This is a genomic window from Nocardiopsis nanhaiensis (assembly GCF_054778635.1).
The window spans coordinates 58,163-70,102 of record NZ_BAAGZJ010000003.1 but is presented as its reverse complement, the minus strand read 5'-3'; the positions used below and the strand labels follow the sequence as shown (position 1 = coordinate 70,102).

13 protein-coding genes are annotated in these 11,940 nt (G+C 71.0%); 9 read left to right on the top strand and 4 right to left on the bottom strand.

Annotated features, from left to right (window positions below; all coding sequences use genetic code 11):
* Positions 1–38: 38 nt before the first annotated feature.
* Positions 39–638 (bottom strand): NADPH-dependent FMN reductase, encoded by a 600-nt coding sequence (locus ACYVD1_RS02175; RefSeq protein WP_460767063.1) that lies wholly within the window; start codon positions 636–638, stop codon positions 39–41.
* 861 nt (positions 639–1,499) lie between these two features.
* Here ACYVD1_RS02175 and ACYVD1_RS02170 point away from each other — a divergent pair.
* From ACYVD1_RS02170 to ACYVD1_RS02160, 3 genes are read left to right on the top strand one after another with little or no spacing between them, the layout of a single operon-like run.
* Positions 1,500–1,757, top strand: coding sequence for a helix-turn-helix domain-containing protein (locus ACYVD1_RS02170; protein WP_460767059.1), 258 nt, complete (start codon positions 1,500–1,502; stop codon positions 1,755–1,757).
* A 31-nt stretch (positions 1,758–1,788) separates the two neighbouring features.
* Positions 1,789–2,175 (top strand): hypothetical protein, encoded by a 387-nt coding sequence (locus tag ACYVD1_RS02165; RefSeq protein WP_460767054.1) that lies wholly within the window; start codon positions 1,789–1,791, stop codon positions 2,173–2,175.
* A complete protein-coding gene (locus ACYVD1_RS02160; protein ID WP_460767049.1) occupies positions 2,172–2,666 on the top strand; it encodes a hypothetical protein in 495 nt (164 codons plus the stop codon). Before ACYVD1_RS02165 ends, ACYVD1_RS02160 begins: the two co-directional genes overlap by 4 nt.
* A gap of 42 nt (positions 2,667–2,708) precedes the next feature.
* Here the strand turns inward: ACYVD1_RS02160 and ACYVD1_RS02155 are convergent, their stop codons facing one another.
* Positions 2,709–2,957 (bottom strand): hypothetical protein, encoded by a 249-nt coding sequence (locus tag ACYVD1_RS02155; RefSeq protein ID WP_460767045.1) that lies wholly within the window; start codon positions 2,955–2,957, stop codon positions 2,709–2,711.
* Positions 2,958–3,000: 43 nt separating this feature from the next.
* The gene (locus ACYVD1_RS02150) at positions 3,001–3,927 is read right to left on the bottom strand and encodes a universal stress protein (RefSeq protein ID WP_460767042.1); all 927 of its coding nucleotides are present in this window, start codon (positions 3,925–3,927) and stop codon (positions 3,001–3,003) included.
* 276 nt (positions 3,928–4,203) lie between these two features.
* On the opposite strand from ACYVD1_RS02150, the gene ACYVD1_RS02145 reads away from it, so the two are divergent.
* Both ACYVD1_RS02145 and ACYVD1_RS02140 read left to right on the top strand, forming a co-directional pair.
* Positions 4,204–4,674: a hypothetical protein gene (locus tag ACYVD1_RS02145; protein WP_460767037.1), complete on the top strand. Its 471-nt coding sequence runs from the start codon at positions 4,204–4,206 to the stop codon at positions 4,672–4,674.
* A 149-nt stretch (positions 4,675–4,823) separates the two neighbouring features.
* Entirely contained in the window at positions 4,824–5,798 is a 975-nt protein-coding gene (locus tag ACYVD1_RS02140) for a phosphotransferase (protein ID WP_460767033.1), read from the top strand.
* Between the two features lie 51 nt (positions 5,799–5,849).
* Here the strand turns inward: ACYVD1_RS02140 and ACYVD1_RS02135 are convergent, their stop codons facing one another.
* Positions 5,850–7,325, bottom strand: coding sequence for a bifunctional phosphatase PAP2/diacylglycerol kinase family protein (locus ACYVD1_RS02135; protein WP_460767030.1), 1,476 nt, complete (start codon positions 7,323–7,325; stop codon positions 5,850–5,852).
* Between the two features lie 229 nt (positions 7,326–7,554).
* On the opposite strand from ACYVD1_RS02135, the gene ACYVD1_RS02130 reads away from it, so the two are divergent.
* The 4 genes from ACYVD1_RS02130 (at position 7,555) to ACYVD1_RS02115 (ending at position 11,413) form a co-directional block, all read left to right on the top strand.
* Positions 7,555–8,862, top strand: coding sequence for an outer membrane protein assembly factor BamB family protein (locus ACYVD1_RS02130; protein ID WP_460767027.1), 1,308 nt, complete (start codon positions 7,555–7,557; stop codon positions 8,860–8,862).
* Between the two features lie 270 nt (positions 8,863–9,132).
* Positions 9,133–9,360 (top strand): hypothetical protein, encoded by a 228-nt coding sequence (locus ACYVD1_RS02125; protein WP_460767024.1) that lies wholly within the window; start codon positions 9,133–9,135, stop codon positions 9,358–9,360.
* A 143-nt stretch (positions 9,361–9,503) separates the two neighbouring features.
* On the top strand, positions 9,504–9,824 hold the full coding sequence (locus ACYVD1_RS02120; RefSeq protein ID WP_460767021.1) for a hypothetical protein: 321 nt from the start codon (positions 9,504–9,506) through the stop codon (positions 9,822–9,824).
* 116 nt (positions 9,825–9,940) lie between these two features.
* Positions 9,941–11,413, top strand: a complete 1,473-nt coding sequence (locus ACYVD1_RS02115; protein WP_460767016.1) for a hypothetical protein — start codon at positions 9,941–9,943, stop codon at positions 11,411–11,413.
* Positions 11,414–11,940 lie beyond the last annotated feature (527 nt).

The following is an 11,940-nucleotide window of genomic DNA, read 5'->3' as shown; positions in this document are numbered from 1 at the left end:
CGGTCTCCGTAGGGAGAGACCGTGTGAGGAGGCGGGAATCATCGGGGCCACTCCCGGTACGGGCGCCGCGCGCGGGCCTCGCGCAGGGCCAGGCCCCACCACCGGAGCTGGTCGAGCATCGCCGTCGCGGCCCTCTCGACGTGCGGACCGCCCAGGTGGGCCGGGTCTTCGGTGAGCAGGTCCAGGCCGACCCGGTTGCGCATGGTCACCGCCTGGAGTTCGACGAAGACGGTGCGCAGGTGCTCGACGGCGTGCACGCCGGTGTCTCCGGTGCCGTAGGAGGTGAAGCCCACCGGTTTGGCCCGCCATTCGTCGTAGCCGAAGTCGATGGCCTGTTTGAGGGAGGCGGGGTAGCTGCGGTTGTACTCGGGGGTGACGACGACGAACCCCTCGGCCCGGTCCAAGGCTTCTGTGAAGCGGATCATCTCGGGGGTGGGTTCGGCCGGATAGCGGTTCGGGAAGTCGAAGGCCGCCAGGTCGACGAGTTCGGGGGTGAACTCCGGGCGGGCCCTGAGCACGCGGGCCACCCAGGCGGCGATGTCCCCGCCGGAGCGGGCTTCACGCGTGCTTCCCACGATCACCGCGGTGCGCAGCGGCGACTGCACGTCCAGCGGGTCCAGTGTCCCGGTGCCGTCCATTGCCGTTGTCCTCCCGCCTGTCTCGCTGCTTGCCCAGGAGGCGCGAGACGGCGTCAGGCTTCCGCTAGACGGGAGCTAGCAAGGGTGCGAGTGCCTCGGCCGGTGCGCCCCCGGAAAGGCTCGGGGAACAAGGCTTCCTGCCCTCGGAGAACCAGGAGAATGAGCGAGGGGAGAGCAGCGTGCTCCTCCACGTGTTTTTCACGGGTACTGCGGTGTGTCGTGGCTGAATGGTGGGCCTTGCGCCGGAAGCACGGAAACCGATCGCCTAAGTGGAAATGAGCACGGTAGCTGTGTGGCGCCTTTCCATGGGCGCCGACCTGACGTACGAGGACTTCAGTCCTCTCACTTCGACGTTCGTCCGGTACTTCTGCTGGGAATGGCCCCTCGTGGCAACCGGGGCCAGTCGGTGGAACCGCCGCTGCCCCGGGCGGGCACCCTTGCTTGCGGCTCCGGTACTGTGCCGCGTGCCGGAGCAACACGGGCGCCTTGTGGCCCGACCGGAGCATCGGCCTTCCCGGTGCCCTTCCGGGAACCGAAACAGATCCCCGGCGGCCGTCTGCGCTTGGCGGCTGCTCGGTTGAGGGGCCCAGCCGGGCCAATGCCTGAACCCGGGGCGGGACCTGTGGACGAAGGAAGCCCCGTTCTGGATGCCGCTGCACTCCGGGTTTCGCTGACGATTAGGTCACAACCGGGAAAAGTTCATTCTCGAGGCTCGCAGTAGTTAGCAGGATCCACCGGAGTCGAAGGCCTCTTTGTCTGACAGGTCTTTAGGCCTGAACTATGACATAGGTTAACAGGCAGAAATGGGTAAAGGCAGTACCTTCCCTGTACAGGAACCACCTCCGTTGCTAGATTCGCAGCATGGCAGAGCCGCGGGGGGAAATCCGCGTCATTGAGCATGAGAAGCTCCTGGTAAGCGTGCGCAAGGCTGCGGAAATCCTCGACATCTCCGAACGTGTCGTCTACGACCTTTGCTACACCGAGGAACTGGAGTCGGTGAAGATCGGACCGAAAAAATGGATTCGACGGATCACGTGCGAGTCCATCAACGAATATGTGGAGAAGGCGCGCACCGAGTCGCGCGATTCCCACCTGAGAAGAGCGCGTGAAAGCCTCTGATGGGAGCACGAACATGAACATACTGCCCGCGATGGCTCCACGAGCGCTGCCGCGGCCAAAGCCACTGACCGGGTTCCCCTCCGAGCCCCTGATCCCCGGGCCCCGAAAGGTGATCTGCTCTGCCCGGGACGTGGCAGGGCTTCTGGAAAGCGAGCCCGGCCTGTGGCCCGGACTGACGACCTGCGTCACCGACACAGACGGGAGGTTGATCGTCCACTACGCGGCGGGCAGGGGCAGCCGCGACGCGAACAGGCTGTTCGGACCGGACGGCGTGGCCGCCCGCTGGAGATCGGTACTCGCCGAACCGAAGGAGTCCAGGCGCGAGCGCCGAGGAGGCCGCGAGCGCGTGGTGACTCTCCAGGGACGGCGGTCCGGCTACCCGGTGACGGTGCTGTTCACTGTCGTGGGGGCAACATGAGCAGCCAGCCTGAGCCCACACCGGCTCCACGAGCCGAACCGGTTCCGCGCCTCGCCGGGACACGGCTCCCCTATCCGGACGTCAACGCGGTCCCGTGGCCACTCAACCACCACGCCTACGTGCGCGCCTGCGTGGACCGGTTGCGCAAGGAGGTCCGTTTCGAGCCGATGGTCCACCTCCCCACGAGCCAGATCCAGCTCCGGGACAGTCGCCGCGCACTGGTGCGCCTGGAACCCACGCTGGACAGTCCCGGAGTCCTGATGTCCTGGGACGAACAGCACGGCTGGGCACGGTTGGAGGGGGCGACCCGCAAACCCCTCGTGTTGGGCGCCGAACCGCTTTTGCCTCCCGAGGCGTTCGCGCACGCGGTGACGGCACTCCTCAGCGATGCCACCCGCCAGTTGCTCATGGTCGCTGACCGCAGCCGGAGTAGGGCGCACCCGGTGGACGTGGTGTTCGAGCGGCGCCTGGCCGCCTACCGGGCCCTGTGAATCGGGAGCGAGCAGGGCGGTGGCGGACGGGGTTCGGGCTGGTCACCCCCAACGGGGGCCAGCCTGAACCGCGTTCCATGTTCCATACCGATCCGGGCGGGGCGGCGCCGCGCTGACCCCGGTCACTGCGGCGAGCGCCCCCGGCCTCAGGTACACGGAGTAGTACACCAGGGTCACCATGGGACTGCCCCCGACGATGTTGCCGAGCGCGACGAGGAGAAGGTTCAGAGCTGCGCCGGGTACGGAGACCGCGGCCGCGTCGGCCACGGCCTCGGCCGCGAACCAGCTCAAGAGCAGTCCGCCCGGGAGGAAGCACGGACTCGCTGCGGTGAGCTCAGTCTTCGCCGCTGGACTTGGGCAGCACCACGACGGGGACGGGGGAACGGTGCAGGAGGCCCTGGCTCACCGAGCCGAGGAAGAGCCCTCGGACCGAGCCCCGGCCGCGGGAGCCGACCACGATCGCGTCGGCCCCTTCGGCGGCCTTCAACACCGCGTCGACCGGGTGGGAATCGGTGCGTACGACGCTGACCTCGACAGCGGAATCATCGCGGCCCTCGAGTGCCTCCGCGAGCAAGTCGGTGACCAGCTGCTCGGACTGCTGGTCGAAGACCTCCTCCAGGGACCGGAGGCCGGGGCCGTACGCCCCGGTCGGGTAGCCGTAGGGGAGGGGCACCTCCCAGCTGTTGACCACGACGAGCTCGCCCTCGGCCTCCGCCGCCAAGTCCGCGGCCAAGCCCAGCGCTCGGCGGGAGGGGCCGGAACCGTCGACACCGACGACGACGCGGTCCAGGGAGGTCGTCGCCGGACGCCCCTCGCCGTCGTCGGGCACCACGACGACTGGGCAGGGCGCTTGGGCGGCCACGCGCACGCTCACCGACCCCACGAACACCGAGGCGACCGTGCCCAGGCCCCGGGTGCCCAGCACGATCAGATCCTGCGGGTCGCTCTGCTTGATCACCGCATACGGTGCCTCGTCCATGGCCATGACGGTCTCGGTCTCCACCCCGGGCTGGAGCCGGGCCGCATGCTCGTCGGCCTCGGTGAGCACGGCGGTGGACTGATCGGTCATCTCGTCGGTCGGTGAGAGGCGGGACATCCGTCCGGTCGCCACGAACACCGGCAGGCCGAGGGCGTGCACGATACGCAGTACGGCCCCGCGGCGGGCGGCCTCCGCGGCGGCCCACTCCAGGGCTGCCCGGGAATGGGATGAGCCGTCGACACCGACGACGACCTTGGACCCGTTCTCCTGCTCCGCTGCCATGATCTTCCCCCTCGATCCGGTTTCCGCACCGCCGACAGCTCATCCAGGGCGGCTCCGCCAAGGACGGGCCGTGCCTTCCGGCACTTCACCCAGTCGACCGAACGAGCTGATTCCAGTCAACCCTCATCTACCCGAAGGCAGTAGGGACGTCGGACAGGCACTGCGGAGGCCATCGACCCATGGGCGGAGTGACCTTCGCCGCGCGCTACCCCGGGACGCCGCGGATGAGCCCGCCACCTGTGTGAGCCCCTCCTAGAATCGGCAGGAGACGGGGAGGTGGCGACGATGCCGCAGGGTTGGGATGCCCAGCACGTGGAAGCTGTCGCGTGCGAGGCGGTCGAGGAGTTCCTCACCGGCCGCCTCGAGAAGACGCTGAGTGCCCACCGGGGAAACCGCGGGGCGCACAGCGGCGCGAACGCCGCGGGTGAGGCCTTGGCATCCCTGCACTCCCAGGACTTGGCCGCGTGGCAGGAACACGGCTACCTGAGCCACGTGAACGCCGCCGCCGTCATCGGGGTGTACTACGAACGGCGCATCGCCCAGGCGGCGCGCGACCTGAGGCAGTCGGGCAGCAGACCGTCGAGGCGGCGCGACCGGGCGCGCTCCCGCTACCACCAGCTGCGGCACGAGAAGGCGGCCGTGGAGACCTGGCTCGAGGCTCAGGGGTGGGACTTGCGGTTGGAGTCGGCAGACAGCGGGACCGAAGCGGGTGCGGCTGGCACCCACTGGAAACCGGAACCGCCCTGACCCCTGCCTCCTCACCGGTCGGCCCGCATACCGCTGTCCGTGCTCCGTGCCGGCGTTCTCGTCGGGGCGGAAACAACGCATCGACGTCCGGCGGCGGGCTGACGGAAACCGGGTGTCTCCGTGAGGGAGGGGCTGTTAGCGTCACGGGTATGTGGGACAGGCCTGTTGACCTCGATGAATACCGGATCCAGGACGCGTTGGCGGGTTGGGGGATCCATGCCGTGGCGATGGCGTACGTCCCCTTGGGGTTCGGCGACCACCACTGGAGCGCCACCGACACCTCCGGGCGGCGCTGGTTCCTCACCCTCGCCGACCTGGAGCACAAACCCTTCCTCGGGGCGGATGCCGACACGGTCCTCGGCAACCTGGCCCGCGCCACGGACACCGCCGCCCAGCTGCACGACGAGGGCGGGCTCGGGTTCGTGGTGGCGCCGCTGCGCTCGGCCGCCGGGGCCACCGTCGAGCGGGTCGGCCACCGCTACGCGTTGAGCGTCTTCCCCTACACCGAGGGCACCTCGGGGGACTTCGGGCAGGAACTCGAACCCGAACAGCGCATCCGGGTCCTGGACACCCTCGCCCGCCTGCACCGGCGCACCCCTCCGGACAGTATCCGTGCGGCCCGCCCGGAGCTGGCCGGGGCCGACCGGCTGGCCGAGCTCGCCGCGGACCCGGAGAAGGTCGGCGACCAGGGGCCCTTCGCCGTCCTGACAGCGGAACTCCTCCACCGTCACCGCACGGCACTCCTGGGCCGCCTCGACCAGTTCGCCCGGCACGCCTCCGAGGTCGACACGTCCCGCGCCGTCACCACCCACGGCGAACCGCACCCCGGCAACCTGCTGTGGCGCAACGGCGGCCCGCTGTTCGTGGACTGGGACACCGTGGGACTGGCCGTCCCCGAACGCGACCTCTGGCTGGTCACCGACGACCCCGACGAGCTCTCCCACTACGCCGACGCGGCCGGGCACGTCCCCGACCCCGCGCTGCTCTCCCTGTACCGGCTGCGCTGGGACCTGCAGGACGTGGTGGAGTTCGTCGACTGGTTCGCCGCGCCGCACCAGCGCGGCCCCGACACCGAACAGGCCTGGCGGGACCTCGGCACGATCCTGGTCGGGCTGGACGGCTGACCGCTCGGTTCCGCCGCCTGCCCCGCCCCGTCCGGCCGCCCGACCCCTGTGTCAGCTGTGGGTCACCACCGGAACGAACACCCGCAGCGCGGCCGGGCGCTTGCGGAACGCCACGGTAGCCGAGCCCTCCATCACCTCGCCGTCCACCGCGAGCAGGCGCGGCCTCTCCGGAATGGCCAGCGTCAACGCCTCGGCCAGCCGCTCGGTGTAGCCCCCACCGGCCAGATGCCGACCGAACAGCACGTCCGCCACCGCACGCAGCCTGGGGAACGGCGACCGGGCGCACAGCACCCGCACGTCCAACCGGCCGTCGTCCAGGCTCTCCCGCAGCCCCGGCACCCGCGCGTGGGTCCGGTACCGGCAGTTGCCCACGAACGCCCACCACACCTTGGCCGGGCGCCCGTCCACCAGCGCCGCCGTGGGCTGGACTTCGCGCAGGTCCCGCCAGATCGCCAACGCGAACGCGGGCCACTTGCCGATCCGGTCGGCCCAGCGGTCGCGCCGCTCCACCATGCGCGGATACGACCCGAACGACGCCGTGTTGAGGAAGACGTGCCCGTCCACCTCTCCCACGTCCACCCGGGCCACCTGGCGGTCGGCGAAGGCGCGCAGCGCGATCTCCACCGAGGTCAGTCCCAAGGTACGGGCGAAGTTGTTCAGGGTTCCGTCCGGCAGCACCAGCAGCGGCCGGTCGTGGGCCAGCGCGGCCGTGGCCCCGGCGTTGACGGTGCCGTCGCCGCCCGCCACCGCCAGTACCTCGCAGTCGCGGGCCGCCTTGTCCATCACCTCGGCGACGTCGTCGTCGACCGACATCGGGACGATGCGTGCTCGGGGCAGGTGCCGGGCCACCCGGGTGGTGGTGTCGGCGGTGGTCAGGGTGGGCACCGTACCGTCGCCCCCGCGCGGGTTGAGCACCACGGTCACCCCGGCCCCCTCCCGGTCCACCGCGGCCTCACCGGCGGGAACGGTGCTCGCCCCGAAGGCGAGTTCGGGCCGTGGCGGGACGAGGGCCCGGGCGAGCACGGCGGCGCTGGCGCCCACGGCCACGCCGCCGAGCACGTCACCCGGGTAGTGCACCCCGCTGTACACGCGGGAGAAGCCGACCGCGCCCGCCATCGCGGACACCAGCACTGACAGCGGGACCGGGGCGTCGGCCATGACGCCGCCCGCGTAGCCGGTCGCGGCGGCGGTGTGCCCGGACGGGAAGGAGGAGCTGAGGTAGCTGCGGTAGGGGAAACGGGCGGTGGGCACCGCCGAGCTGTCCGGCCGCGGGCGCCGGGCCAGGTACTTGACGGCGGTGGCGCCGATGTTGGCCGCCCCAGCGGCGACGATCGCGCGCAGTGCGGTGCGGCGCAGCCGGGGCCCGCCGGTGACCGCGAGGGTGGCCGATACCAGCACCCAGGGCGCCATGTTGTCGGTGGTCTGGACGAACTTGGGCGTGTACCCGTCCAGGTGGGGTGTGCCCACCCGGGTGACCCGGTCGTACACGCGTCGGTCGAACCGGTGGAGCCGCTGGAGCAGTCGCATGGAGCCAGCCTGGTGCCCCCGGGGTGTGTTGTCCATAAGCGCCCGCCGTGTAGTCGTACCCGCATACCTGCCGAGCCGCCGATCCCTCCCGGTCCCTGGTCCTGGTGCGCACCGGCTGGTAGCTTTTCGCGGGCCCCGAATCCCCCATCTCGCAGGTGAGGCAGGACCAAGACAGAGTGGCGGAGAAGACCGAACAGCGTGCTGGCAGACCCGCGGGTGCGGTGGGCCGGTGGCTCATCGTCGTGGGGCCGCGTTGGTGGTGGGCTCGCTTGCCTGGGGGTTGTTCGTCCACCAGCCCGACACTCTGCCGGAGAGCATGGGCGGCCTCTGGTGGCTGTTCTTCCTCGCCGCGGCCCTGTGGCTCTACCCGGTCTCGCGGAGCGAGGACGTGCCCCGGGCGCGGGAGCCGCGGGACTCGACGCGGGTGCGGTTCCTCCTCCTGGCGGCGCTCGCCGTCGGTCTCGCCGTGTTCACCTGGATCGACGCCCCGCGCGAGGCGTTCAGCTGGTGGGCCGACCCCGCCAGTCACCACTCGCCGTCGGTGCCGGAGGTGGCGCTGTGGCTCGGCAGATGTGGAGTGACCCTGGGTGTGTTGGTGATCCTGGTCGGGGAACGGCCCGGCCGGACCTTCCCCGCCACGGTGCCCCCGGGTTGGCGCCGCACCGCCGTGGGCACGGCCGCCGGGGTAGTCGCCGTGGTCCTGCTGACGGCGCTGGCCGTGCCGTTGACCCACTACCGCACCGCGGTGCGCACCGTCGCGTCCGCCGGGAGCGAGGCGGTCCCGGTACCGGAGGACGTGACCCGGGTGGGGTGGACCTGGGAGCCGCCCGAACACACGGACCTCCTCTCGACCGATGCCGGGGCCCGGGGGCCGGTGTTCACGGTCACTGACGGGCTGGTCGCCCTGGACGGTCGGGCGGGGGAGGAGCTGTGGGCCTACCGTCTCCCCAACGCTGGAGAGGTGGACGGCGGTGTGATCGCCGGCGGGGAGCTGGCGTATGTCCGGTACCGCAACCTGTTCGAGAGCGGGGAGGGGACGGTGCTGCTGGACACCGCCACCGGTGAGGTGGTCGAAGAGGGGGAGTGGCCCGAGGTCAGCGATCCAGAGCACGTGCTCGACGAGCCGGTGACCGCCGCCGGTGTCACCCTGCGTGCCGAGAACCCCCGCCGGGTGGACGGCGAGCAGACCGTCTTCGCCTACGAGTCGGAGAGTGCGGAGCCGGTGTGGGAGCACACGCCGGAAGGCGGTCCCGAAGAGCTCTGCTACGGGGAGGAGCCGCTGCCCTTCGGGGACACGGTGCTGCTCGGGTACCGCTGTGCCGACCCCGACCTGTGGAAGGAGGAGCAGGAGTGGGAGGACGACGAAGGGCAAGCGCCCGAGTCACTCTCCGGGCCGGTGGAGGCATCCGTGGTGGCGCTGGACGCGCGCACCGGGGACGAGCTCTGGTCCCGTGACTGGACCTGGGAGCACGACATCTCACGGAGCGATCGCGTGGGGCGCCTGGCAGGGTTGAACCTGATCGACGGCCGCCCCTGAACAGCGGTGCGGAAACGGCTCTGGGGGTGCGGACGGCCTCGGTGGTCGATCCGGCCACCGGCGACGACGTCGTGGACCTGACCGGCTACGACTGGGCCGAGCTGCACGGGTTCGACACCGGGACGGTGATCTACCGGACCGATGACTTCCCGGAGGGAAACCTCACCAACCGCCGGTGGTCGGCGGAGGACGGACGCGACGAGGCCCACGGATCCCGCCCCCTCCAGCTGGCGCGACCGCCGCGACACTGTCCTCTCAGGCCGGTACCTGGTGACGGAGTACGGCGAGGGCGACCACGGGCGGCAACTCCAGGTCGAGACACACCTCTTCGGTGCGGAGAGAGCAGAGAGGGTCATCCCGGTCGAGGACCCCCTGGACAGAGAGCTCGTCTTCTCCGAGGAGCAGGGCCCTCATGCGGTGCCCGGAGCCGTCGTGTTCCAGGTGGAGAACGTGGTGGGCTCCAGGTACCACTCCGTCCTCTACGGCCTGGTGCCCTGATCCCCGGCGGTGCGGTTCCAGTGGTACCGGCTCCGAGCGCGATACCGCTTCCGGTGCGGGTGACCGGATCCGGCCCTGGGATGACGTTTCGGTAGGGCCCCGGGAGAGGTAGATTTCCGGCGTTCCCCCTTGGAAAGGCGCCCATGTCCACCGAGAACCCCGACCCGATCCACGTCGTGGTCCTGCACTCCGAGCAACCGCTCACCGTCGACCTCGACGAGACCCACCCCGGCTGCCGGGTCACCGTCCTCACCGACGGTGTCCCCGACGCGGTCAGCGAGGGGACCGAGCCGCCGGACGTCGTGTCGATGCCGCGCTACGAGTGGGCCGACCAGCTCGCTCGCTGGGCGCGCGGTGGGGATGTCGACGTGGTGACCAGGGACGAGACTTGCCAGGACGTGTGCGCCGAACTCCGCGCCGGGCTCGGGCTGGTCCCGCGGCCCCGCGCGTCCGCCGACCACTGACACACGGGCCCCGAACGGGGCCTGATGACGGTGCGTCGGCCGCTGCTAGTTTGTCGATCGCACGGCGGGCGGCGGGGCTTCGCGCGCGGCGCCCGAACCCGGGTCGGGAGGCGGTCTTGGCGGAAAGCACGGAGACGACCGGGCGCAGCGTGCCGGTCCGTGCCCTGCTCTGGTCCACGGCCGTGACCCTGGCCGTGGTGCTCGCCGCCGGGCTGGCGGTCTCCGTCGCCTTCCCGGGCACGGTCCACCGGGTCGCCGACACGGACCCCGGTGATCCGCCGCCGTACCCCTTCGACGTCCGCGAGCCGGGCTGGGATTGGGAACCGCCGCGGGGTGCCACGGTGACCGCTGTGGGATCCGGGCCACACGGGCCGGTCATGGAGCTCAGCGACGGGTTCACGGCCCTGGACGGGACCACGGGTGAGGAGCTGTGGACCTATCGGAAGCCCCGCGCGGACGGGCTGGAGACCCGCTTGTTCGAGGGTGCGGCACTGCTCGTGCACCGTCCGGGCGACGGTCCGTCGACGGAGACGCTGCTGGACCCCGGAACCGGTGAGATCACCGCCGAGCGCCCGGCGGCCGAACAGGGTGTGCTGGCGTACACCCTCCCGACCACCCTGCACGAGTACCGGAACGGTGACGGGCGTCAGGGGTTCGAGGCGCGCGAGGCGGACTCCGGCGACCCCCGGTGGGCCTTCGTCCCCGAGGCCGACGACCTGCTCTGCGAGTACCAGCCCCACCCGTGGCCGGCGTACGCGCCGGACACCGGTGCGGGACGCGTAGTGGTGGCCCAGGCCTGTGTGGACGCCCGGGAGTACGAGGAGGGGACGCTCACGGGCTCCGCCGACGCCCCCGGACCGGGTGGCGTCGAGGACATCCTCGTCTACGGCGGTCAGCTGGACTCGATGGCCGCGGTGGTCTCCGCCATGGACCTGGACACGGGGGAGGAGCTGTGGCGCCACGAGTATCCGGTCACCGAACCCGCGGACCGGATCGAACTGGACCGGGTGAGCGGAACCCCGTCCGAGTTCGGGGCGGAGCACGCTTTCCGGCTCATGGACCACGACGGCCAGGTCCTGCTCGACCCCGGTACGGGGGAGCCGCTCGACCAGCCCGAGGAGGCGCTCGACGAGGACGGGCTGCCCAGTCCGGACGCCGAACGCGTCCTGCGCGCGGACGCCGACGGGGCAGTTCTGGCGGTGCCTGCCGAGGACCCTGAAGGGGAGTTCGCCGCCGGAGACCGGGAAGCGTTCGAGGTGCTCACCGCCGACGCCGATGGGGACGTCAGGGCCCGGGTGACGATCGACGAGGAGGGGGTGCACTCGGGCCACGTCGCGCACGCCGCCGTACTGGAGGACACGCTGCTCGTCCCCCGGGTCGTCCCTCAGTCGGGCGCGGAGGGCGGTGTGGTGTCGGTCCTTGTCGCCTCGTTGGCCGCGGGTGACCTCGGCGGCGCGTGGCTGGAGGTAGGTCCCGCCTCCTCCGGTGCGGAAGAGGGGTACCGCCTGCTCCCGGTCCCCGGGGCGGTCGTGTCCTACACCACCGACGGCGACGGCTCCGTGGTCGATATCCGCGCCCTGGTTCCCTGACTCCCGGTGCGCTGAGCCCCCGGTGCGGGGCGCTGGTGAGTACTGGTGAGTGGGGCGCTGGTGTAGCCCGGGACCCGGTGGGTGGGGGTTTGCTGGCACCGGTGGGCCGGGGTTTGTTGGTGGGTGCGGGTGGTTTCCCCGTTTCCTGCCGCTTGATGGTGGCCGTCTCCGCTACGCGCCTCAAGGTCGTCGCCATCGAGCGCTTCGCGCGTCAGTGGCGCTCCACCTTGACCCGCTTCGCTGCGACGGCGGGTCGGCGGCTATCAGGAAACGGGGAAACCCGCACTTACGTGGACCTCCTGTGCCCGCGGGAAAGCCCCTACCGGCAGAGGGAAAGGGGACCCAAGGGCAGGGGCCGACACCCCTTCTCAACAGGCGCTTAGGGAGGGCCCTGAGCAGACCGGTGCCCTGACTCTCTGGGGTCCGACCACCACCAGAACCCAAGCGGTGCCGGAGTGTCTCCCGTGGATGCTCGGATTCCGTGAAGTTTTTTTCGCCAATCACCACCAATCCACCCTGCTCCCCGC